Source organism: Roseixanthobacter pseudopolyaromaticivorans (assembly GCF_043195145.2).
Taxonomy (GTDB): domain Bacteria; phylum Pseudomonadota; class Alphaproteobacteria; order Rhizobiales; family Xanthobacteraceae; genus NCEH01.
The window spans coordinates 41,973-65,064 of the sequence record NZ_CM195539.1 but is presented as its reverse complement, the minus strand read 5'-3'; the positions used below and the strand labels follow the sequence as shown (position 1 = coordinate 65,064).

The following is a 23,092-nucleotide window of genomic DNA, read 5'->3' as shown; positions in this document are numbered from 1 at the left end:
CGCTCAGATGTCCTTGCAGAGGCGCAAGGCGTCATAGATGGCCGCGTGGATGTTGCGCCCGGCGAGCGCATCCCCCACCCGATAGAGTGCGAAGCCCTTGGCGAGATCGAACGGCTGCGGCGCGCCGGCGACGATGGCGTCGAGATCGATCTGCCCCGCATTCACCGAACGGGCTTTCAGCGCGCGATAGAGCCCGTCCACCGGCAAGGTGCCATATTCGACGACCACATGATCGACGATCCGCTCCTCCTCCGCATCGGTGAAGGTGTTGCGCAGCGCCGCCACGAGGCGATTGCCCTCGGGATAGATCTCAATCAAATCGAGATTGGGCGAGAACACCACGCCGAGCTTGTAGAGCTCGCGATAATGGATCGGTTGGTTGGTGGTGCCCACCTCCTGCGCCGGATAGCGATCGGACGTGACGAACTCCAACAGGCACCCACGCTTCGCCAGCATTTCGGCGGTGGAGGCGGCATTGTGCTGGCCCATTTCGTCGAACAGCAGCACCGAGCCGGAAAGCTCCACCTTGCCGGTGAGCACATCGCTGGTTGAAACCGCGCGCTCGGCGCCCTTGGCGTGGCCGAGGCTCGGCGTGCCGCCGGTGGCGAGGATCACCACGTCCGGGGCTTCGGCGAGGATGGCTTCTTCGCTCGCCTCGGTGCCGAGGCGCAGGTCCACCCCCAGCTTGGTGACCTGCCCGACCAGCCAGCGCGGAATGCCCGAGAGCGCCTCGCGCCAGCTGGCCTTCGCGGCGATGTTGATCTGCCCGCCGGCGGCCGCGTTCTTCTCGAACAGCACCACCTTATGCCCGCGCGCAGCGCACACCCGCGCCGCCTCCAGCCCGCCCGGCCCGGCGCCGACCACCACCACCTTGCGCCGCACGTCGGCCTTGGGGATCACATGGGGCATGCTGGCTTCGCGGCCCGTGGCGGCGTTCTGGATGCACAAAGCATCGCCGCCCACATAGATGCGGTCGATGCAATAGCCCGCGCCGACGCACTGGCGGATATCGTCCTCGCGCCCCTCGCTCAGCTTCTTCACGAGGTGCGGGTCGGCAATATGGGCGCGGGTCATGGCGACCATGTCCACATGGCCTTCCGCCACCGCGCGCGCCGCGCTGGCAAGGTCGGTGACGCGCTGGGCATGGAACACCGGCACCTCCACCTCGCGCTTGATGGCGCTCGGCAGGTGCAGGAACGGCGCGACCGGGAACGCCATGTTGGGCAAGGAAACGGCATGGGCCATGTCGTCTCGCGCCTGCCCGCCCAGCACATTGATGAAATCCACCAGCCCCTCGCGGGCGTAGCTGGCGGCGATCTCCACGCATTCCTCGTGCGCGAGGCCGTCGGCGATCATCTCGTCGCCCGACATGCGGATGCCGATGACGTAATCGTCGCCCGCCGCCCGGCGCATGGCCTGGAGCACTTCGCGGCCGAAACGCATGCGGTTTTCCAGGCTGCCGCCATAGCGGTCGGTGCGCCGGTTCACGGCCGGCGACCAGAACTGGTCGATGAGATGGCCGTGGGCGGCGGAGACCTCGCAGCCGTCGAGCCCGCCTTCCTTGCAGCGCCGCACCGCCGCCGCGAAATCCTTGACGATGCGGGCGATGTCCTCCTCCTCCAGCTCCTTGGGAATGGTGCGGGAGGCCGGCTCGCGGCGCGGCGAGGAGGAGACGGTGGGAAACCAGTTCTCGGTGTCCCATTTGGTGCGCCGGCCCATGTGGGTCAGCTGGATCATCAGCTTGGCGCCGTGCCGGTGGATGCGCTCGGAAAAGCTCTGGAAGAAGGGGATGACGCTGTCGTCCGCCACCGACACCTGGTTCCAGGGCGCGGCGGGGCTGTCCAGCGCCACCGAGGAGGAGCCGCCAAACATGGTCAGCCCGATGCCGCCCTTGGCCTTTTCCTCGTGATAGAGCTGGTAGCGCTCCTGCGGCTTGCCGTCCTTGCCATAGCCGGGCGCGTGGGAGGTGCTCATCACCCGGTTGCGGATGGTGAGGCCCTTCAGCGTCAGGGGTTTGAGCAGGGCGTCGGCATTCGCGATCATGAGCGGGCTCCGGCGCCGCGGGCGCAGGCGTAAGGGGAAATCATGCGGCACGCTCCGCCTTGGGGGAATGGCCGTAGCGCCGCCCATAGGCGACGGAGAAATGCGCCGCCGACTGGAAGCCGCAGGCGAATGCCACATCGGTCACCGGCAAGGGCGAGAGGCGCAGCAATTCGCGGGCGCGGCCGAGCCGCAGGCCCAGATAGAACACCCCCGGCGACTGGGCGAGATGATGCTGGAACAGGCGTTCGAGCTGGCGCTGGGAGAGCGCGACGGCGGCCGCCACATCGGCCACCGACATGGGCTTTTCCACATGGCGCGCCATCAGCTCCACCGCCTTGGCGAGCGCCGGCTGGCGCGCCGCGATTTCCGGCGAAACATGGGCCTTGCGCCCCTCCGGGGCGCCGCTGCGCCGCACGATGAACTGGTCGGCCACGGCGCCCGCCGTGCGCGGGCCGAGCGCGGCGGCGATCATCACCAACATCATCTCCAGCGGCGCGACGCCGCCGGTGCAGGTGAGGCGGTCGCGATCGATGACGAAGGCATCCTCCTGGAACGCGACATCGGGGAATTCCTCGCGGATGGCGGCGAGATTCTCCCAATGGATGGCGCAGCGATAGCCGTTCAATAGCCCGGCCTCGGCCAAGGCAAACGTGCCGGTGCAGAGCGCGCCCAGCGCCACGCCCTTGCGCGCCGCGCGGCGCAGGGCATCGCGCGTGGGCCGCGCCACCGCATGGCGCACGTCGATGCCGCCGCACACGATCAGCAAATCCAGCGGACCTGCCTCCGCGAGCCGCACGGTGGGGCTGAGGCTGAGGCCGTTGCTGGCGGGGCACGCCGCGCCGTCCACGGTCAGTACCTGCCAGGAATAGGCCTCCCCGCCGCTGACATAATTGGCCATGCGGCAGGCTTCGAGCGCATTCGAGAGCGCGATCATGGAATAATTGGGCAAGGTGAGAAAGCCGATGCGCCGCATCCGGGCCATCGGCGCGTCGGCCGGTTCCGGTGCCGCGGGCGCGGCGGATTTCAGGGCGCCGTGCATGCTCACCGCTCGATCACGAGGTCGCTGGTGGGCTTGGAACAGCAGATCAGCACCATGCCCGCGTCGATCTCCCGCTGGCGGATGCCGCCGCCGTGCTTCATCTCCACCGTGCCCTCCACCATCTTGCTTTTGCAGGTGCCGCACAGGCCCTTGGTGCAGGAGGAGGGTAGCCGCAGGCCGGCGCGGCGCGCGGCTTCCAGCACGTTCATGTCGGCCGCGCATTGGATGGTGCGGCCGGATTTGCGGAATTCGACGCTGTAGGTCTGCACCGCCGGCGCCCTGTCCATGCTCGCCTCTGCCGCGATGACGGCCTCGGCCACCTCCGGCTCCGCACCGGCGAGGGCCGCGAAATCGAAGCTTTCCTCGTGATAACGCGCCATGTCGAAGCCGGCGCCGGCCAGCATCGCGCGCACCGCCGCCATGTAGGGCGCGGGGCCGCAGACGAAGACTTCCCGCTCGCGGAAATCGGGCGCGGCAATCTCCAGGTGCGACGGGCGCAGCCGCCCCATGAAGCCGTGCCAGGGATGGAATTCGCTTTCCCGCTCGCAGATCGCCGCGAAGCGGAAGGCGGGCTGATTGCGCGCCATCAGCTCCAGCTCGGCGCGGAAGATGATGTCGTCCGGCGTCCTGGCGCTGTGCAGGAACACGATGTCAGCGCCGCTCGAAAGATCATGATGGGCGCGGGCCATGGACATGAGCGGGGTGATGCCGCTGCCGCCGGATAGAAACAGATATTTCTCCGCCTTATGTCGCGCGCAGGTGAAATCCCCCATGGGGCCGACCGCGCGCAGCACGCTGCCCTCGCGCACATGGTCGTGCAGATGATTGGACACCGGCCCGCCCGGCACCCGCTTCACCGTAATCGAGACCGTATCCGGCCGGGTGGGCGTGGAGGAAAGCGTATAGCAGCGGTTGACGCGCTCCCCCGCGATGTCGAGATCCAGCGTGATGAACTGCCCCGGCTCATAGGCGAAACGGGCGGGCGTCGCCGGGGCGACGACGAAGGTTTTCACATCCGCGGTCTCGGCGCGCACCTGCCGCACAATCAAAGCATCGTCGCGCTCGCAATCCCAGAGCGGGCGTTCGGCCGCGAGGGTTGCCAGCAGCGGGTCGGGGCGGAAGGCGGGCGCGTCCATCGCTCAGCGCGCGCCATGGGCGCGCATGCGGCCCACGTACCAATTGCAGAATTTCTCCACCAGCATCTCGGTGTGGGGCGAATAGGGGCCGGGCTCGTAGGCCGGGCTTTGCGCGCCCTGCTGGCAGAAGCCCACCAATTCGCTGTCCTGCGCATTGGTCGCCTCCCACACGGCGGTGAGGTTGGCGATATCGTAATCGACGCCCTCCACCGCATCCTTGTGCACCAGCCATTTGGTGCGCACCAAAGTGCGCCCGGCATCCAGCGGAATGGCCGAGAAGGTCACCACATGGTCGCTCATGAAATGGTGCCAGCTGTTGGGCTGGGTCCAGAAATGCAGCGCCCCGTGGCGGGGATCGTTGATGGCACCGAGCAGCTTCTTGCACGCCGCCTTGGTGTCGCCCGTGTGGCTCTCCCCCGCCCCGTCCAGCGGCAGGCGCTCGGTGCGATAGCCGGTGACCTTGTCGTCCAGATGCTCGATCATCTGCGAGGGGAAGCCGCAGCTTTCCCAATTGCCGTGGCTTTCCTTGACGAGATCGGCATAGCGCGCTGCTTCAAGGCGGCCCATCTCGTCCAGCTCCTCCGGTGCGAAGCCGAAGCCATAGGCGAACAGCGGCACGGTGAGCTCGGGATGATTGCCCGCGCAATGATAGCATTCGCGGTTGTTCTCCATGGTGAGCTTCCAATTGCCGGGCTCGATCAATTCGCTTTCGAACGCGACCTTGGCGTTGCGCAGATCGTGCGGCGCCAGATACGGCGCCATGCGCTGCGCCATCTCCTCGAAATCCTCCGGCGGACGCTCGGCGAGGCAGATGAACAAAAGCCCTTCCAGCGAACGCAGATGCACCGGCTTCAGGCCGTGGCAGGCGGCATCGAAGTCCTTGCCCATATGCTCGGCGAACAGCAGCTTGCCGTCGAGATCATAGGTCCAGGCGTGATAACGGCACACGAGGTTGCCGACCGTGGTCTTGTAGTCGTGCAGCAGGCGCGCGCCGCGATGGCGGCAGACATTGTGGAAGGCGCGCACCTCCCCATCGTCATTGCGCACGATGATGATGGAAGTGGCGCCGATATCCACCGCCATGGCATCGCCCGCTTCCGGCACATCCGGTTCCACGCCCACATAGATCCAGTGGCGGCCGAAGATGATGTCCATGTCGGCGGCGAAGATGGCGGGGCTGGTATAGAACGGCGCTTCCAGGCTGTAGCCCGGCCGGCGGCGGCGCAGCAGGGTTTGCAGGTCCGTATCGGTGGTGTCCAGCATGTCGCTCTCCCGCGCGGTGCGATGATCCGACTTCGGCGCGCCGTGACTGGAATTGTTCGACTTAAAAGCGTCGCCCGCTTTTCCATTTGCGACGGATTTTATCCTAAAATCGTCAGCTTCACGAGTACGCGCGCAAACGAGGGCTTTGCCGCATCGAATGTCGGATTTGTTCCAGAACGGGGTCGCAAGCCGACGAGATAAAGCCACGCCTCTGGTGCACCTTGGCGGCAGGAACCAGGGGACCGAGGCCCATGCGCCGTTTTTCCTTACCATCGCTGCTGTCGGAAGCGCTGAACGCCCACCAGGGCTGGCAGCGCCAATGGCGCGACCCCGCGCCCAAGGCGAGCTATGACGCCATCATCATCGGCGGCGGCGGCCACGGCCTCGGGGCAGCCTATTATCTCGCCAAGGAACACGGCCTCACCAATATCGCGGTGCTGGAAAAGGGCTGGATCGGCGGCGGCAATGCCGGGCGCAACACCACCATCATCCGCTCGAACTATCTCTACGACGAGAGCGCCGCGCTCTATGAGCATGCGGTGAAGCTGTGGGAGGGCCTCTCCCAGGAGCTGAACTACAATGTCATGTTCTCCCAGCGCGGCGTCTTGATGCTGGCGCACAATGTGCACGATGTCCAAAGCTTCAAGCGCCACGTCTATTCCAACCGCTTGAACGGCATCGACAATGAATGGATGACGCCGGAGCAGGCGAAGGACTTCTGCCCGCCGCTGAACATCTCGCCCGACATCCGCTATCCCGTGATGGGCGCCGCGCTCCAGCGGCGCGGCGGCACGGCGCGGCATGACGCGGTGGTGTGGGGCTATGCCCGCGCGGCCGACGCGCTGGGCGTCGACATCCTGCAGAATTGCGAAGTCACCGGCATCAATCGCGGGCCGGACGGCGCGGTGACCGGTGTGGAGACCACGCGCGGCCCCATCAAGGCGAAGAAGATCGGCGTTTCCGCCGCGGGCCACACCAGCGTGGTCATGGGCATGGCGGGCGTGCGCATGCCGCTGGAAAGCTTTCCGCTGCAGGCTTTGGTCTCAGAGCCGGTGAAGCCGTGCTTCCCCTGCGTGCTCATGTCGAATGCCGTGCACGCCTACATCTCCCAGTCCGACAAGGGCGAACTCGTCATCGGCGCGGGCACGGACCAATATGTCTCCTACAGCCAGCAGGGCGGGCTGCACATCACCACCCACACGCTGGACGCCATCTGCGAATTGTTTCCGCAATTCACCCGCATGCGCATGCTGCGCTCCTGGGGCGGCATCGTGGACGTGACGCCGGACCGCTCGCCCATCATCGGCAAGACGCCAGTGAAAGGGCTCTATGTGAATTGCGGCTGGGGCACCGGCGGCTTCAAGGCGACGCCCGGCTCGGCCAACGTTTTCGCCCACACCATCGCCCGCGACGAACCCCACCCCATCAACGCCCCATTCACCCTCGATCGCTTCCGCACCGGCCGCCTCATCGATGAAGCGGCGGCGGCGGCGGTCGCGCACTGAAGGCCCGCGCCATGCTCCTCGTCACCTGTCCCTATTGCGGCGCGCGGCCGGAAATCGAATTCCGCTGCGGCGGCGAAGCCCATATCGCCCGCCCCGCCGACCCTTCCGCCCTCTCGGATGCGGAATGGGCGGAGTATCTCTTCATCCGCACCAGCCCCAAGGGCGTGCATGCGGAGCGCTGGCTGCATGCCCACGGCTGCGGCCGCTGGTTCAATGCGATCCGCAACACGGTGAGCGACAGCTTTCTCGCCACCTACAAGATGGGCGAGAAGCGGCCCGACATCGCGGCGGCAGACCCCGCCCAGGGAGGCAAGTGATGGCCCAGTCTCATCGCCTTCCCACGGGCGGCCGGGTGGACCGCGCCCGCCCCCTCACCTTCGCCTTCAACGGCCGCACGGTGGAGGGATATGCCGGCGACACGGTCGCCTCGGCGCTGCTCGCCAATGGCATCACCCTGGTGGGCCGCTCGTTCAAATATCACCGCCCGCGCGGCATCCTCACCCATGGCGCGGACGAGCCGAACGCCTTGCTCAGCGTCGATCGCGGCACCGGGCGCGTGGACCCGAACAACCGCGCCACCGTCGTGGAAGCCACCGCCGGCTTGAAGGTCGCCTCGCAGAACCATTGGCCCTCGCTGGAGCATGATATCGGCGCGGTCAACGACCTGCTCTCGCCGGTGCTGGTGGCCGGCTTCTACTACAAAACCTTCATGTGGCCGCGCTCGTTCTGGGACAAGGTCTATGAGCCCAAGATCCGGGCCGCCGCCGGCCTCGGCGTCGCGCCCGATCTGCCGGACGCGGATCGCTACGTCCATCGCAACGCCCATTGCGACGTGCTGGTGGTGGGCGCCGGCCCCGCCGGCCTTGCGGCCGCGCTCGCCGCGAGCGAAAGCGGCGCGCGGGTGATCCTCGCCGACGAACAGGCGGAAATGGGCGGCAGCCTGCTACACGAGACCACCGCCACCATCGACGGCGTCCCGGCCGCCGAATGGGTGGCGCAGGCGCTTGCCGCGCTTGCGAGCCGTCCCAATGTCACGCTGCTGCCGCGCACCACCACCTTCGGCTATTACAACCACAATCACGTGGTGCTCACCGAGCGCGTCACCGATCATCTGGCGCAGCCGGACGCGAAGCTGCCGCGCGAGCGGCTGTGGCAGGTGCGTGCCAAGCAGGTGGTGATCGCCACCGGCGCCCACGAGCGGCCCCTCACCTTCGCCGACAACGACCGCCCCGGCATCATGCTGGCGGAGAGCGTGCGGGTGTTCCTCAACCGCTACGGCGTCGCGCCGGGCCGCAAGATCGTGTTCGCCACCAATGGCGCCAGCGCCTATCGCGCGGCGGCGGATGCCAAGGCGGCGGGGCTCGACGTGACGCTGGTGGACACACGGCCCGAGGCGGCGATCGGCCCCGAGCGCGCGCTTGTCGTCGGCATTCCCCTGCTGGCCGGCCATACCGTCGTCGGCTCCACAGGCGGCAAGGCGTTGACCGGCCTCATCGTCGCCCCCGTGGATTCGGCGGGCAAGGTGGGCGCACGGCGCACCCTTCCCTGCGCGTGCTCGGGCGTCTCCGGCGGCTGGACGCCGAGCGTGCACCTATTCTCCCAATCGCGCGGCAAGCTCGCCTTCCGCGACGAGATCGACGCCTTCGTGCCGGGCACCTCGGTGCAGGCGGAACGCTCGGCCGGCGCCTGCAAGGGCACCTATGATTTGGCCGAAATCCTCGCCGAGGGCTGGGCGGCGGGCCGCGCCGCATCGGGCGCATCCGGCACCCGCACCTTCACCGCGACGCCCGCCACCGCCACCGGCTTCAAGCCGGCCCGCGTGCTGCCCACCGACGCCGACCCCAAGAAGGTGCGCGCCTTCCTGGATTTCCAGAACGACGTCACCGCCAAGGACATCGGCCTTGCGGTGCGCGAGGGGTTCCAGAGCGTCGAGCATGTGAAGCGCTACACCACCAACGGCATGGCGACCGACCAGGGCAAGACCTCCAACATGGCGGCGCTCGGCATCCTCTCCGATCTGCTGGGCAAGCCGATCCCGCAAGTGGGCACCACCACCTTCCGCCCGCCCTACACGCCGGTCACCTTCGGCGCCATCATCGGCTCGGCGCGCGGCGCATTGTTCGATCCCATCCGCAAGGCGCCACTGCACGATTGGGCGGCGGAGCATGGCGCGGAATTCGAGAATGTCGCCCTGTGGCGCCGTGCCTGGTACTTCCCCAAGGCGGGCGAGGACTTGCACGCGGCGGTGAACCGCGAGTGCAAGGCGGTGCGCGAGAACGTCGGCATCTTCGATGCCTCCACCCTCGGCAAGATCGAGGTGGTGGGGCCGGACGCGGCGGAATTCCTCAACCGCATCTATCCCAATGCCTGGCTGAAACTCGAACCCGGCAAGTGCCGCTATGGCCTGATGCTGAAGGAGGACGGCTTCGTGTTCGACGACGGCGTCGTCGCCCGCCTCGCGCCGGACCGCTTCCATGTCACCACCACCACCGGCGGCGCGCCGCGCGTGCTGGCGCATATGGAAGATTATCTCCAGACCGAATGGCCGGACCTGAAGGTGTTCGCCACCTCCACCACGGAAGAATGGGCGGTGATCGCGCTCCAGGGCCCGAAAGCCCGCGATGTGCTGGCGCCCTTCGTGAGCGACATCGACCTCTCCCCCGAAGCCTTCCCGCACATGGCGATCCGCACCGGCCACATCATGGGCGTGCCGACGCGCCTGTTCCGCGTCTCCTTCACCGGCGAGATGGGCTATGAAATTAACGTGCCGGCGGATTATGCCCGCGCGGTATGGGAGGCGCTGTACGAGTACGGTCAGCGGTTCGGCATCACGCCCTATGGCACGGAAGCCATGCACGTGCTGCGCGCGGAGCGCGGCTTCGTCATCGTCGGCCAGGAAACCGACGGCACCGTGACGCCCGACGATCTCGGCCTCGGCGGCATGGTCTCGAAGCTGAAGCCGGACTTCGTCGGCAAGCGTTCGCTGGCGCGGCCCGACATGAGCCTGCCGAACCGCAAGCAATTGGTCGGCCTCAACAGCCTCGACGGCACGACCGTGCTCGACGAGGGCGCGCAGGTGGTGGCCGACACCGCACAGCCGGTGCCCATGAAGATGCTCGGCCATGTCACCTCCTCTTATTGGAGCGCGGCCTGCGGGCATCCCATCGCCATGGCCCTGATCGAAGGCGGGCGCGCCCGCATGGGCGAGACGCTGCACGTCACCACGCCCGCGGGCTTCACGGCCGTGAAAGTGGGCGCGCCGGTGTTTTTCGATGCGGACGGAAAGCGCGTGAACGGCGCCGTGATTGGAGAGAGCACCCATGGCTGACGCACACACCCTCGCCCGCCGCACCCCGGTGCTGGCGCCCGCCGCCAGCGGGCGGGTCACGCAGGTGACGCCGCTCGCCCCCGCCGCGCGGTTCGTGCTGCGGATCCGGGACGCCGAGACTGTGCCGGCCGGAATGATCGCCGGCTTCGACTTCTCCCGCGCCATCAACACGTGCAGCGGCACCCCGGACCGCTTCGCCGCCCGCCTCGGGCCGGACGAATGGCTGCTCGTGGTGCCCGAGGGCGAAGGCGGGCAGGTCCGCGTGGAGCTGGAACAGGGCCTCGCCGGCCGGCTCTTCTCGCTGGTGGACGTGGGCAGCCGCAATTGCGGCATCCGTGTCGCCGGACCCCATGCCCGCGACGTGCTCAATGCCGGGATCGCGCTTGATCTTGCCGACGGCGCCTTTCCGGCCGCGTCGGCCACGCGCACGCTGCTCGGCAAGTCCGAGGTGGTGCTGGTGCGCGCCACCGCGCAAGAGAGCTTCCAGGTGGAATGCTGGCGCTCGTTCGCGCCCTATGTCTTCGCCTTCCTGAGCGAGGTGGCGCAGGAGTTCGACTGAACCCCGCGCCGCGCTCTCAGTTCTCAGAAGAAGGCCTGGATGCCGGTGATGGCCCGGCCGAGGATGAGGGCGTGCACGTCGTGCGTGCCCTCATAGGTGTTCACGGTCTCCAGATTCTGCGCGTGGCGCATCACATGGTAATCCTGCTGGATGCCGTTGCCGCCGTGCATGTCACGGGCGACGCGGGCGATATCCAGCGCCTTGCCGCAATTGTTGCGCTTCATGATGGAAATCATGTCGGGCGACATCTTGCCCTCGTCGAACAGCCGGCCCACGCGCAGCGAACCCTGAAGGCCGAGGGCGATCTCGGTCATCATGTCCGCCAGCTTCTTCTGCACCAATTGGGTCGCCGCCAGCGGACGGCCGAACTGCTTGCGGTCCAGCGTGTATTGCCGCGCCCGTGCCAGGCAATCCTCCGCCGCCCCGAGCACGCCCCAGGAAATGCCGTAGCGCGCCCGGTTGAGGCAACCGAACGGCCCCTTGAGGCCAGAGACGTTGGGCAGAAGCGCCTCCTCGCCCACCTCGACGCCGTCCATCACGATCTCGCCGGTGATCGAGGCCCGCAGCGAGAGCTTGCCGCCGATCTTCGGGGCGGAAAGCCCCTTCATGCCCTTTTCAAGCACGAAGCCGCGAATCTCATTGTCATGGGCGTCCGACTTCGCCCACACCACGAAGACGTCGGCGATGGGCGCATTGGAAATCCAGGTCTTGGTGCCGGTGAGGCGATAGCCGCCGTCGATCTTCACCGCTTTGGTCTTCATGCCGGCCGGGTCGGAGCCGGCATCCGGCTCGGTCAGGCCGAAGCAGCCGACATAATCGCCGAGCGCGAGTTTCGGCAGGTATTTGCGGCGCTGGGCTTCATCGCCATAGGCGTAGATCGGATACATGACGAGCGAGGATTGCACGCTCATCATGGACCGATAGCCGCTGTCCACCCGCTCCACTTCGCGCGCGACCAGGCCGTAGGAGACATAGGAGGCGCCCGCACCGCCATATTCCTCCGGCACCGTCACGCCCAGCAGACCGAGTTCGCCCATCTCAGAGAAGATCGCGCGGTCGGTCTTCTCGCTGGCGTAGGCCTCGACCACCCGCGGCGCCAGCTTGTCCTGGGCATAGGCGTTGGCGGCATCGCGAATCAGCCGCTCGTCCTCGGAGAGCTGATCGTCCAGCAGGAACGGGTCCGACCAATCGAAGGCCGGGGCCTTGGCATGGGCCTCGGGACGAACCTTCGACGCGTGTGACATGACAACCTCCCAGATACGGCCCTGCGGGCCGGCAGTGCGTTTCCCCGCGCCCACCGCAATGGGGTCAGGCGCTCTCGACCATGGCCATCACCTGGCGCGCCACATCCAGCACGCCGAGGCTGAGTTCCTCTCCCCGCGCGGCAATCTCCTCGAGCCCGAACCAGCACGCCGCGGTTGCATCATCGGCCGCCACGCCCTCGCCGCTGGACCAATGGCAAAGCACCGCGACCAGAACGTAATGATGCAGGATCTCTCCATCCCCCGATCGGTCGAGCGCGTCGAGGGCACACAGCGACACACCCGCCCGCGCGGCGACGCCGGTTTCCTCCAGCAGTTCGCGCACCGCGGCCTCGGCGGCGGTTTCGCCCCATTCGATCCGCCCGCCGGGAAATCCCCACAAGCCCTGGTCGGGCGGATTGGCCCGCTGCACGAGCAGCACCTTGCCCGCCCGCACCACCACCGCGAGCGCGCCGCAGCCGGGCCGGCGTGCCTCACCCGCCATTACAGCCGCTCCACAGCCAGATCGGGCGCGGCCATGACGCGATTGCGCCCCTGGCGCTTGGCCTCGTAGAGCGCCGCATCCACCGCCGCGAGCAGGCCGTCCGGGGATCCGGAGACGCGCGGCACGGTCGCCGCCGCGCCGAAGCTCGCCGTCAGCCGACGCGAGGGCACGCCGGGATGCTCGATGCCCAGGGCGGCCACCAGCCGGCGCACATCCTCGGCGAATTCCACCGCACCGGCGAGGTCGGTATCGGGCAACAGGACGACAAACTCCTCACCGCCGTAGCGGGCCGCCAGATACCGCGTGCCCGCGGTCGCGGCCGAGAGCATGCGGGCGACACTGCGCAGCGCATCGTCGCCGGCCAGATGGCCGCGCGCGTCGTTGAACAGCTTGAAATGGTCCACGTCGGCCATCACCAGCGCAAGCGGCCGACGCAGGTCGCCGGCCCGCACCCAATCCTCCGACAATTGCACGTCGAAGGTGCGCCGGTTGGCGAGCCCGGTCAGCCCATCCATGCGCGCGAGCGCGGCGAGGCGGCCATTCTGGCTGCGCAATTCCTCCGTGCGCTCCGACAGGCGCTGGCTCATCTCGCCGAACGCAGCCACCAGCGGCTGGAACTCCTCCACCCGCACCTGGCTGATGGTATCCGCCTCTTCCCGCCCGACCGCGACGATATCCAGCGCCAGTTGCTGCACTGGCTCGACCACCAGCTTGTCGGCCGCATACCAGGCGAGGACGATCAGCAGCGCGACGCCGCCCAGCAGGGCGAAGAAGATGGTGAAGATGCGCTGATCGATATCCGCGATCACCAGGGAGGAATCGCTCCCCACCAGGACCCTGAGGTCCGTGCCCGCGAGCCGGGAGAAGGCGTAATAGCGCTCCTCTCCGTCGATGCCCTTCGTTTTCATCTGCCCTTCGTTGCCGGACAGGACACGCTGGACCAGCGGATGGTTCCGAAAATTGTTGCCCACGAGGTTCGAGGCCATGGGATAGCGCACCAGCACCGTGCCGCCGCCGTCGATGATGCAGACCGTGACACCGTCCTCCACCCCGGATTGGGAGGCGATGCGCGACATCCATTGCAGATCGACGCCGACGATGGCGAGCGCTATGGGGTCGCCCTGCGCATCCCGCTCCGCCTCGGCGACCGCAATCACCGAGCGGCCGGTGTTGCGGGCCGTGATGAGGTGGCTGATGGCCGGCTGCGGGGTTGCCAGGGCGGCGCGCACATAATCGCGGTCGGACAGGTCGACCCCCATGAGGGCGCGGGTGCTCGCGCACACGATGCGGCCATCGACGCCCGCGATCAATGCGCCCTGAATCCCCACCGCCTCGTTGTTCAAGCGGCGCAGGAACTGCTCGCATGCGGGCGGATCCTGCATCAGCGACGTGGCCTGGCGACTGAGCGTCTGCACCACGGCTTGCGCCGCGCCGATCGCCTCGCGCTGGGCCAGCGCAGCGGAATCGGCGATATCGCGCAGCCTCTCATAGGTGCGGTCGATCTGCTCGTCGCGCGAGGCCAGCAGCGCATAGATTCGCTCGGCGGAAATCGGCAGGGCCACGAGCAAAATCAGATAGGCAAGCCGCCGTCTGATGCTGACATTCCGCCGCCGGTGCCGACCCCAAAGTCCCTGAGCTTGATCGGCCATGTACGTCCAGCTTCCCCGCCCGCCTGTCATTCATGCGGACACCGCCTATCTTCCTTCTACCGCGATCTTTCGACAAAAGGGAGCCACAATGCCCACGCGCGCCCTTCAGGACGCAGGAAGGACCTCCACTTATGCCCGATCTGGATCAAGAAGGACCCGCATACCACCTCGCCCGCGTGCGCGCCGAACTGGACCTCGCCTGTCGCGAAGCCGGCCGCCCCAGCAGCGCGGTGGAACTGATCGCGGTATCCAAGACCTTCCCCGCCTCGGAGATCGCTCCCGTCATCGCCGCCGGCCAGCGGGTGTTCGGCGAGAACCGGGTGCAGGAAGCGCGAGAGAAGTGGCCTGCCCTACAGGCCGCGACACCCGGCATTCAACTGCACCTCATCGGGCCGCTGCAATCCAACAAGACCCGCGAGGCGGTCGAGACCTTCGACGTCATCCACACGGTCGACCGGCCGAAGATCGCCCGCGCCCTGGCCGAGGAGATTGCGCGCCAGGGTCGCCACCTGCCGGTGTTCGTGCAGGTGAACACCGGGGCGGAGCCGCAGAAGGCGGGCGTCCTGCCGCAGGAGGCCGACGCCTTCATCGCCGAATGCCGCAACGCCTGCGGCCTGAACGTGGAGGGGCTCATGTGCATCCCCCCCGTGGAGGATGTGCCGGCGCCGCACTTCGCGCTGCTGGCCCAGATCGCCGCGCGCAACGGCTTGCGCGGCCTGTCGATGGGCATGAGCGCGGACTTCGCCGTGGCGATCCACCAGGGCGCGACCCATGTGCGCGTCGGCAGCGCCATCTTCGGCCACCGCCCCCGCCCGCCGGCCTGACGCGCCGATCGCCCGGCACGACCCATGCGACCGACCGACACCATCCCGCCCGCCCGGCGCTGCCGGCGGTTGGATGCGGTCTGTTGCCTGGGGATGATAAAGAAACCCCGCAAGGAAGGGCTTGCTGGCTGCCCGGTTCGCGGCTATACGGAGCCCCTTCCGCGCAGCTCCCATCGTCTAGCGGTCTAGGACGTCGCCCTCTCACGGCGAAAACAGGGGTTCGATTCCCCTTGGGAGCGCCACGTGGCCTGAAGGCCATTGAAATTCCTCATCTTTTTTTCCTTCGTGTCCCACCCGACTTTTTGGTGGGACAAAGTGCATTCCTGTCTGCAACTTCGACATAGCAGAGTCAGCCAAGTGCGCTTGCCGGACACCCTTGGTGTAGCGCTCGACTTCCCCGAGCGTGCGATGGCCGGTGAAGGACATCACCTCATGGGGCGTGGCCTCGCTCTCGGCGAGCCTCACTGCCATGGCTTTGCGAAGGCCGTGAGCGCGACCGGGCACGCCAGCTTCGGCGCAGCGATCCGCGAACCAGTTTCCAAAGCCGTTGGGCGTAAACGGCTTGCCGAACTCGGTGATGAGGAATGTTCGATCGCCCGTCGGCGCCGCTGTGATAGCTGCAGCCAATTCTGGGTGAAGCGGTATGTCGATTTCGACGGGGGAACGATCTTCGTTTTTCGCCTGTGTAAATCGTACGCGCCCGTCTTGGATATGCGCGGGGCCCAGCCTCACGGCATCCTCTCGACGGCACGCTGTGTAGAGCAGCAAGGCCATAGCGAGCCGCGCCTTCGTCCCCATGGGGTGGCGTGCCTCGAACTGCCGGACCTCTTCGATGCTCCAAGAGTGATGGCCATCCGTCTTGTATCTGATCAGCTTGATGTCGCGCGCAGGATTGGTGGCGACCTCATCCGCCTCGACCGCCCAAGAGAACAGAGCTTTAAGTGCCTTCAGCCGCTGATTCGCCACCGCCGGCTTGTCGGCAAGCTCCTCGCGCAATTTGCGGACGTGCTTCGCCTCCATTCGATCGACAGGCAGAGCCCCCCTGGTCTCACATACATCCTCAAGGGAGCGCCTGCGCCAGTTGCGGGTGCTGACGTCCAACGCCTTGAATTCGGAGCTTCCGATGTACTTCACGCAGAGGCTTCGAAAGCTCCCCGCAGCCGCCACAGATGGCGCAGATGGGCGTGTAGCTTTCTTGCCCGCCAATGCGTCGCGATAGGCCTGCCAGAACTTTTCGGTTCCGTACTCCTCGCGGAGACGGATCTTCGGCTTGCCGGGAGCCCGAACATACCAGCGCAGATTTCCGTGGCGATCCATATCACGGCTCAGCCGCGGAGGGTTCGCGCGTGGCATTAGGCGACTGCATCCCAAGGATTGGACTCTGCGGCCTCGTCTCCAGGCAGCGCGTCAAATGCCGAGTCGAGCTTTCGCACGTCCCAGATAGTCCGCGAATTGACCCGCTTCGGTGCAGGCATACGCCCGTCGCGCACCATCTCATCGAAGAGAGACGGCGACACACCCACGTACGCCGCAGCCTGAGTCCGCGAGTGCCCTCGGGGATTCAGCCAGGAAGGCACACTGTTTCGATTGTCATTTGCCGGCGTGACGGTCATTGCTCCCCCACTCTGTTGGCATCCGTCTAGATAAGCCCACTGGTTGGCTCCGAGATCAAACGCATAAGCGCCGCTTTGGTCGGGAACCCGAAGCTTTCGATGGGGCCGGCCCGCCGACGGTGGTGACGTCGACGGGCTGGTGGGCGTGGTGAGCCTGCATGGCCGTGGCGGTAGGTCGCGACGCGCTTAGCTGGTGTGGTCCAACAGGCGGCCAGGAGCTCGATGGAGGGCCTCATGGAGCGCCTTCACCAAGTCGTTCGCTTGGTAGAGCGCCCACACGGCTTTCTCGGTCTCAGGGGTGGCCTTGCCACCGCGCAGCATATCCTCGACGAGGTCTGTGGCGATCGCCGTTGCGAGCAGCGCATTCAGGGCGCGAGTCTCCAAGGGAAGCGGCTTGCTCATCGGGCAGGCTCCCGCGAGATGGAGTTGAACTTGCCCTTCAGGGTCTCCACCATTTGCTGAGCGTGATAGGTGGCATGAACCAGCATGTTGATGCGCTGAGCCTCGTCGATCCCCACGCCCTCTGCCAGCACCAACGCGATGTTGATGGCGCATTGGACGTCGTTAATCTCGCTCTCGAGGTCGAGGTGAGTGTGGCGGGCAAATGGGGAGAAGGACATACGGGCCTCTTTCGTTTTCCAAAAGAAGCTTCGTTTTTCGTTAATCACAAGTCAAGGCGTTTTTCGAACGGGCTTCCGAAAAACGATAACGGCATGTATTCTGCTGCCATGACACCTTCTCAATGCCGTGCCGCTAGAGGCGTGCTCAACTGGACCCAAGGTCAACTCGCAAAGGCGGCTGGCGTCAGTGATGTCACGATCCGCAACTTCGAAAACGAGAAAAGCGTACCGCAGCCTGCCAGCCTTCAGGTCTTGCGGATGGCCCTCGAATCCGCCGGCGTCCAATTCCTCGATACCGGCGATGCAGCGGGCGGTCCCGGCGTGGCAGTGAAGGTGGGGACAGGCGAGGGTCTGCGGCCCGATCAGCTCAATGCAGAGAACGACGACTAAGGAGCGCCCGTGACCAGTCCCACCGACCTCAAGGCCAGGGCCAACGCTGCCTTCGCTGGCCAGCAAGCCGCACCTACGGCCTCTCCGGTCGATCAGGCCGCCGATGCCGCGCATGAGAAGATTGCCCGCCTGAAGGCCCTCCGCGAGGCGCGCGAGAAGGCTGAAGCAGATAGGGCGGAAGCTGCCAGGCAGAAGGCGCGCCGCGCGAGGTCCGTCAAGGGCTAGCGCGCGGCGCCTGTCGCCCGCGCAGGAAGCGGACCACATCCGGAAGGCGAGGCTGTGGGTGGCCGGCATCCGCCGCCGAGCGGGGGAGCGAAGGCGTAACGGCGGATTCCGCCGTTACGTCCTTTGTGACCGATACGGCCAAGTCGACTGGCATGGCCACAAGGACGTTGGGGCGAGCACGCACGGTCGTCTGGGGATGCTTGCGGCCATTTTGGCCGCAAGCATCAGGTCCCATTCACTGCCGCAATGTCAGCGGCGACGGGGAAGTCAGAGCATCGTGCCGAGCGGGTGCGGTTCTTCATTCGGGACACGGTGTCCCGAATTAAAGCAAGCGGAGCGACGACCGCAGGCATCGTCCCGAGGGCGGCATGTCGCTCGCCGTCCGCACCATGCCAAAGCTCGATGGAAAATTTGAAGAGGCCAAACGCTCCCAGTTTCGCGCTCGCCGATGCAGCATTGAGCGGCTAGAAGTGCGCTCTAGCGCCAGCGGTGAGGCAACGTGACAGCAGTCGCTCAGCGTGAGATAATACAGCCGATCAGGATTAAAATAGAGATATCCGGAGGCCGGTTAAGTTATGAGCGGTCACGCAGCCTTTAAGTCGCGCGTATTCGTCGCGTCATCCGTCGAAAACATAGATACCGCCTATGCCATCCAAGAAGGGTTAGAATTTTTTGCCGAAGTGACTGTCTGGAGTCAGGGCGTATTTGGCCTTTCAAAGACGGCCCTCGAATCGCTACTTGATCAAATAGACGAAACAGATTTTGCTATTTTCGTTTTTTCTCCAGATGACGTTGCAACAATGCGGGATAATACGAAGAGAATTGTACGCGACAACATCATATTCGAATTGGGCCTGTTTATTGGAAGACTTGGTCGAGAGAGGTGTTATCTCGTTGCACCGCGTGGCGTTGAAGATTTGCACGTTCCGACTGATCTTCTAGGAGTTGCGCCTGCACAGTTCGATGCGGATAGACAGGACGGCAATCTGGTTGCCGCACTGGGGCCGGCCTGCGCCCGAATCAAGAAGGCGATGAGCAAGGTCAATCCGCGTCTTCAGCTATCCCAAGCGCTTGAAACGAAAGGCTTACCTGAGACCGAAAACCTGACAAGCGACGATGATGATTGTCTGACACTCATTGAATCGTGGATGGGGTCTCGGGGGGCTAGTCTCAATTCCCAAGCAATTCGCTATGCAGATGTTGATCGAGAATTGCGCTTAGCTCCAGGATCAGCCAAAAAACATATTAAGAAAGCGGCGAGTAGATGGAAGTATGAACTGGTTCGAGAGGGACCGGATACGATCCTATTTAAGGCGCGCCCGATGGATTTCAGCAGATCAAGAAGGAAAAGCTGGATGGCTTAGAACGCCTTTAGCCCCAGCCTCTCCCCCACCGCGTCGCCCCACCGCCGCGCCATCCGGCTGCTTGCCCGCGCTGAGCTTGCCATGCACACCGAGAACTTGGAGCGGGCGAGCCTTTCGCCAGCCGAGGAGGCTTATGCGCTCATGAGGGCGAAGGAGCTTTATGAAGATCTGCATCCAGAGACGAAGCGAGGTGCAGCACAGGCAGCCGCTATGAACCGGGCGCTAGGGCGGGGAGACGTCAGCGCCAAATTGGCGCCCACGTTCACCGCCGCCATGTCAGCAGCCACAGGCAAGTCCGAACGCACCTTGCAGCGCGAGGCGGGCATCGCTGAAGACCTCGGCGACGATATCCTCAAGGTAGCTGGCACCAGCTTGAGACGCAGCGCCGGCCTTGGATTGATGCTGAGTTCGGGATGTCAGAGCGAAACGCAAGAAATTATATGAGTGTATTCGAACGGTTCGGGCAAGATCGGCAGCGCGTTGCCGATTTGAGCTTCCGCGCGCTTGTCGCTCTGTCATCCGACTCCACCCCTGACCCGGTGCGCGAAGAGGTTCTGTCCAGGGCTGCGGCTGGGGAGAAGTTCACTGCACGCCAGATCGAAGAGATAAAGCGTCGGGCAGAGCGGGCAGAGAAGTTGCTTTCGGAGACAAAGGGACGGCTCCAGGTAGCCGAGGGCTATGCGGAGTCGGTCTGCAAGAAAATCGAGGGCACAGAAGCCAAGCTGCAATTCGCGAATGCAGACAAGACTCGCCTCGAGGCAGAGGTGGAATCGCTGCGCGATGAAATGGGGCGATTGCAGGAGGAGGGAGTAATCCATGTCCTGCCTGCCGCGCCACCAAGGTCGCAGCCCTGCCGGCCGAACCTCAAGCGCGCCGACCTTTCGCCACCATCCGAGATGCGCTCATCGTGTTCGCCAGAGCGCGGCCACTCCCAACACCAGAATGACGATAAGCGTCATCGACATGACGCCCTCGACGCCCTGAGCAGACCCGCTCAGAATACCGAAAAGGTTGATGGAGATATTAGGATCAGAACGCACCGGACAGACTCCGTCATTAATTGAGACAGAATCGTCGGAAGCAGGATGATCAAGGTTGTCGGCAATCCACAAACCGCGGTCAAGCTCGCGTCGCAACTCATTGAAATAATATCGTTATTTCAAAAACGATTAAGTGCTCTTAGTCGTTCCGCATTTCCTTTGGGTCCTAATTGGTTGAAATAACGCGCCTTTTTTCGCGCGGCTTCCGTCGCTAAGAGTTCGGCCCCCAGGATAATGGCTTTCTGCTCGCCTTTAAATAACGATTAAAAGGCTCGATCGTTGAGTTTGACGTGAATTGTCTCCCCCTCTCCCCCTCTCCCCATTGGAGGGTACACCTCACCTATGGCCGGCCACCGTCCCCCGCACGCGAAGGCCTCCAGAATCTGAATTGGCGTGAATTGCGAGTTGTTGGGTCACAGGTGGTGCCGGTCGGCGAGCCGAGATCATCGACCGGGGCCGGCCTCAAGCCGCCAGTGCAGCCATCCCCAACCTCTCACCCACCACATCCCCCCACCGCCGCACGATCCGGCTGCTGACACCCTCGCGATCCAACACCGTGACCTGCGCGAACCCACCGACGCCGCGGCGCCCGTCCTCTTCCACGTGCCGCTGAGCCTCAACAACGCGCAGCAAGAACCCCTCCGGATCGTCGAGCTCGCCTTCCCGCTCGGCCAGTGTCAGCCCGTGCTCCACGCGAGCCTCGGTCGCGGCGTCCCACGGCATCGCCACGAACTGCCCCATCGGCTGCACCTCCCATGCGGGCACGCCGTCGCGCTCCTTTGAGGTCAGCACGTACGCCGCGGGGCCGGCCTCACCGAAGCCAGCGACCACCAGATCGAAGTCCGGACCGATGTCGCACAAGCTGAGCAATCCGCCGTGGACCGCCATAACGTCCCGCACCGCGTCCGCGAGGCCTGCCACCAAATCATCGAAGCTGTCGGCCATACTCAGCGTGGCCCCCACCAACGGCAGGAAGTAGTGAGGCCCGCGAGCCGCCAGGACGGCGTTGAGGTGCGGCAGGGGGTAGGTTTTACTCGACAGTGCGCCGAGCGTGCCATCTGCCATGTATGATGCGCCGTCCGTGACCACGAAGATGGTCTCGGGATGGATGGCGAGATTGATTGCGGTCAATGGTGGTCCTTCCTGATTCCGTAGATTCCGCCGAGCGGACCTTGCCCGAGCAACGCCGCCTGAAGCACCAGGTCGGCCATGCGCTTCGTGACATTGGCGAGCGAGTCCCCCCAGCTCTGGGTTCCGTCAACAAGGCCGGAGATCGTGCTGCCCGCGATGTCGCCGAGCTCCTGCTGCAACTGCAGCAGTTGTTGGTGTTTATCGGCTGCCTGCTCGAGCTGCTCCGACGCTCGGCCGAAGGCGTCAGCCTCCTGATCTATCGCAGCCGATAGGGCCGGCGTCATCTCCAGGCCTTCCTTCTTCGCGGCTGTGAGCAAACTGAGTTCGGCGCGGGCCCTCGCGGTTTCGAAGGTGCTTTTTCCGGTCATCTCGGCTTCAAGGCGAAGCGCCTCGGTGTGCCGGTTAACCGCAGCCACCTCACGGTCAAAGTCGCTGACCTTGTCGGCGGCCCCCTTTTTCTCCTTGCCACCGATGACCGGATAATCCGAGGCCTTGATCGTCTTCGCGGCCGGCTTCTGGCTGCCGTTGGCGAGGTCCGATACCTCGAACCCGGGGCCGAGCTGGGACCCCTGACCGTTCTTGAGTGCGGCGAGGCCTTGGTCGCGCGGCGCCGGCAAAAGGCCGTTCCGCGCCGCCTCCGCGGCGGAAAAGTCCACGCCGATCAGGGGACCGATCTTATTCCAGAAGGGCGAATTGCCGACGCTGGTGAGCCAGCGTTGAAGATCGCCGAGCTTATCGACCGCGGCGTTCACGGCGCTGGGAATGGCGTCAATTGCGGTGGCCACACCCTTGAGGTTGGTGACCGCGTTCGCGGAGGCGCCGGACGCTCTGTCGAGCTCGCCGATTGTCCTCGTCAGTGCGTTTGACACGCGCGTGAAGCCCTGGGCAATCGTCTCTATGGCGCTCCCGGCCTGCTCCCTCAGCCCTTCTGCGCCGGCCTGGAAGCCCTTGAAGAATGCCACGTTGGAAATCTTCCCATCCGTGACCAGGGCCTTGAGCTTCGAGACGCTGCCACCGGCTTCCTCGATGCCGTTCGCCACCGCCTGCATAATTGGCCGGGCGCCCTCATTGACCGAATTGAATTCCTCAGCCTGGACGCGGGCGCTGCCCAGAAGCTGGGAGAGCTGAAGCAGCGCGCCGCTGGCCTGTTCAGGCGAGGTGCCGGCGACGCGGAGCGCCACCGCCACATCCTCGGAAAACTGCACCAGATCCTGCCGCGTCGCGCCAAGCTCCTTTGCGGATTGCGCAGCTCGGCCATAGAGCGTCGTCAACGCCTCGATGGGAGCGCCTTGCCGCTGCGCCGCATCGAAGAGCTGCCCCATGACGGTCGTCAGCTCGCTCCCCGAAAGGCCTGCGAGCTTCAGCGAGTTGTTCGCCCGCGTCCAGGAATCGGCGAAGGCGATCACCTCACGAGCCCCAAGGCTGATGCCGCCCAAGGCGGCCAAGCCGGCGACACCGCGGCCTAAGCTGGAAAGGCCTGCCTCGACCCGCGTGCCGACCCCTTCTGCTGTCTTTCCGAATTTATCGAGCGAGGTGCCTGCGGATTTCAGGCCCGACTGGAATTGGGCAGAGTTTAGGCCGAGATCAACATAGACTCCGCCCGCATTAACGGCCATG

General features: G+C 65.4%; 21 protein-coding genes and 1 tRNA gene. 11 read left to right on the top strand and 11 right to left on the bottom strand.

Annotated features, from left to right (window positions below):
* Positions 1-3 precede the first annotated feature (3 nt).
* From V5F68_RS00315 to V5F68_RS00300, 4 genes are read right to left on the bottom strand one after another with little or no spacing between them, the layout of a single operon-like run.
* Positions 4-2,043: an oxidoreductase gene (locus V5F68_RS00315; protein WP_394012726.1), complete on the bottom strand. Its 2,040-nt coding sequence runs from the start codon at positions 2,041-2,043 to the stop codon at positions 4-6.
* Positions 2,044-2,083: 40 nt separating this feature from the next.
* Positions 2,084-3,082: a GlxA family transcriptional regulator gene (locus V5F68_RS00310; protein WP_394013043.1), complete on the bottom strand. Its 999-nt coding sequence runs from the start codon at positions 3,080-3,082 to the stop codon at positions 2,084-2,086.
* Between the two features lie 2 nt (positions 3,083-3,084).
* Positions 3,085-4,218 (bottom strand): FAD-binding oxidoreductase, encoded by a 1,134-nt coding sequence (locus tag V5F68_RS00305; RefSeq protein WP_394012727.1) that lies wholly within the window; start codon positions 4,216-4,218, stop codon positions 3,085-3,087.
* Between the two features lie 3 nt (positions 4,219-4,221).
* Positions 4,222-5,481, bottom strand: coding sequence for an aromatic ring-hydroxylating oxygenase subunit alpha (locus V5F68_RS00300; protein ID WP_394012729.1), 1,260 nt, complete (start codon positions 5,479-5,481; stop codon positions 4,222-4,224).
* Between the two features lie 251 nt (positions 5,482-5,732).
* On the opposite strand from V5F68_RS00300, the gene V5F68_RS00295 reads away from it, so the two are divergent.
* Genes V5F68_RS00295 through V5F68_RS00280 form a run of 4 tightly spaced genes read left to right on the top strand, consistent with a single transcriptional unit; the run spans position 5,733 to position 10,873 of the window.
* On the top strand, positions 5,733-6,986 hold the full coding sequence (locus tag V5F68_RS00295) for a sarcosine oxidase subunit beta family protein (protein ID WP_394012730.1): 1,254 nt from the start codon (positions 5,733-5,735) through the stop codon (positions 6,984-6,986).
* Between the two features lie 11 nt (positions 6,987-6,997).
* Positions 6,998-7,303 carry a sarcosine oxidase subunit delta gene (locus tag V5F68_RS00290; protein ID WP_394012731.1) on the top strand — a complete coding sequence of 102 codons (306 nt, stop codon included), beginning with the start codon at positions 6,998-7,000 and terminating at the stop codon, positions 7,301-7,303.
* The gene (locus V5F68_RS00285) at positions 7,303-10,314 is read left to right on the top strand and encodes a sarcosine oxidase subunit alpha family protein (RefSeq protein ID WP_394012732.1); all 3,012 of its coding nucleotides are present in this window, start codon (positions 7,303-7,305) and stop codon (positions 10,312-10,314) included. The genes V5F68_RS00290 and V5F68_RS00285 overlap by 1 nt, the downstream gene beginning before the upstream one ends.
* On the top strand, positions 10,307-10,873 hold the full coding sequence (locus V5F68_RS00280) for a sarcosine oxidase subunit gamma (RefSeq protein WP_394012733.1): 567 nt from the start codon (positions 10,307-10,309) through the stop codon (positions 10,871-10,873). Before V5F68_RS00285 ends, V5F68_RS00280 begins: the two co-directional genes overlap by 8 nt.
* 23 nt (positions 10,874-10,896) lie before the next feature.
* Here V5F68_RS00280 and V5F68_RS00275 read toward each other — a convergent pair whose 3' ends face one another.
* The 3 genes from V5F68_RS00275 to V5F68_RS00265 form a co-directional block, all read right to left on the bottom strand.
* Complete coding sequence (locus tag V5F68_RS00275) at positions 10,897-12,117, bottom strand: acyl-CoA dehydrogenase (RefSeq protein ID WP_394012734.1); 1,221 nt, start codon at positions 12,115-12,117, stop codon at positions 10,897-10,899.
* Between the two features lie 64 nt (positions 12,118-12,181).
* Positions 12,182-12,619: an NUDIX hydrolase gene (locus V5F68_RS00270; RefSeq protein WP_394012735.1), complete on the bottom strand. Its 438-nt coding sequence runs from the start codon at positions 12,617-12,619 to the stop codon at positions 12,182-12,184.
* A complete protein-coding gene (locus V5F68_RS00265; protein ID WP_394012736.1) occupies positions 12,619-14,268 on the bottom strand; it encodes a sensor domain-containing diguanylate cyclase in 1,650 nt (549 codons plus the stop codon). The genes V5F68_RS00270 and V5F68_RS00265 overlap by 1 nt, the downstream gene beginning before the upstream one ends.
* A gap of 131 nt (positions 14,269-14,399) precedes the next feature.
* Here V5F68_RS00265 and V5F68_RS00260 point away from each other — a divergent pair, with 131 nt between their 5' ends.
* Together V5F68_RS00260 and V5F68_RS00255 are read left to right on the top strand one after the other, a co-directional pair.
* The gene (locus V5F68_RS00260) at positions 14,400-15,092 is read left to right on the top strand and encodes a YggS family pyridoxal phosphate-dependent enzyme (protein ID WP_394012737.1); all 693 of its coding nucleotides are present in this window, start codon (positions 14,400-14,402) and stop codon (positions 15,090-15,092) included.
* Positions 15,093-15,258: 166 nt separating this feature from the next.
* Positions 15,259-15,334, top strand: a tRNA-Glu gene (locus V5F68_RS00255).
* Here V5F68_RS00255 and V5F68_RS00250 read toward each other — a convergent pair.
* Positions 15,294-15,866, bottom strand: a complete 573-nt coding sequence (locus tag V5F68_RS00250) for a tyrosine-type recombinase/integrase (protein ID WP_394104106.1) — start codon at positions 15,864-15,866, stop codon at positions 15,294-15,296. The genes V5F68_RS00255 and V5F68_RS00250 overlap by 41 nt on opposite strands.
* A 1,025-nt stretch (positions 15,867-16,891) precedes the next feature.
* Positions 16,892-17,107, bottom strand: coding sequence for a hypothetical protein (locus V5F68_RS00245; protein WP_394012738.1), 216 nt, complete (start codon positions 17,105-17,107; stop codon positions 16,892-16,894).
* A gap of 74 nt (positions 17,108-17,181) precedes the next feature.
* Here V5F68_RS00245 and V5F68_RS00240 point away from each other — a divergent pair, with 74 nt between their 5' ends.
* From V5F68_RS00240 to V5F68_RS00220, 5 genes are all read left to right on the top strand, one after another.
* The gene (locus tag V5F68_RS00240) at positions 17,182-17,715 is read left to right on the top strand and encodes a helix-turn-helix domain-containing protein (protein WP_394012739.1); all 534 of its coding nucleotides are present in this window, start codon (positions 17,182-17,184) and stop codon (positions 17,713-17,715) included.
* A gap of 9 nt (positions 17,716-17,724) precedes the next feature.
* Positions 17,725-17,940 (top strand): hypothetical protein, encoded by a 216-nt coding sequence (locus tag V5F68_RS00235; RefSeq protein ID WP_394012740.1) that lies wholly within the window; start codon positions 17,725-17,727, stop codon positions 17,938-17,940.
* A 575-nt stretch (positions 17,941-18,515) separates the two neighbouring features.
* Positions 18,516-19,304 (top strand): TIR domain-containing protein, encoded by a 789-nt coding sequence (locus V5F68_RS00230; RefSeq protein ID WP_394012741.1) that lies wholly within the window; start codon positions 18,516-18,518, stop codon positions 19,302-19,304.
* Between the two features lie 81 nt (positions 19,305-19,385).
* Positions 19,386-19,748: a hypothetical protein gene (locus V5F68_RS00225; protein WP_394012742.1), complete on the top strand. Its 363-nt coding sequence runs from the start codon at positions 19,386-19,388 to the stop codon at positions 19,746-19,748.
* Positions 19,745-20,368, top strand: a complete 624-nt coding sequence (locus tag V5F68_RS00220; RefSeq protein ID WP_394012743.1) for a hypothetical protein — start codon at positions 19,745-19,747, stop codon at positions 20,366-20,368. Before V5F68_RS00225 ends, V5F68_RS00220 begins: the two co-directional genes overlap by 4 nt.
* A 438-nt stretch (positions 20,369-20,806) precedes the next feature.
* Here V5F68_RS00220 and V5F68_RS00215 read toward each other — a convergent pair whose 3' ends face one another.
* Together V5F68_RS00215 and V5F68_RS00210 are read right to left on the bottom strand one after the other, a co-directional pair.
* Entirely contained in the window at positions 20,807-21,475 is a 669-nt protein-coding gene (locus V5F68_RS00215; protein ID WP_394012744.1) for a hypothetical protein, read from the bottom strand.
* Complete coding sequence (locus V5F68_RS00210) at positions 21,472-23,091, bottom strand: tape measure protein (protein WP_394012745.1); 1,620 nt, start codon at positions 23,089-23,091, stop codon at positions 21,472-21,474. The genes V5F68_RS00215 and V5F68_RS00210 overlap by 4 nt, the downstream gene beginning before the upstream one ends.
* Between the last annotated feature and the right edge of the window lies 1 nt (position 23,092).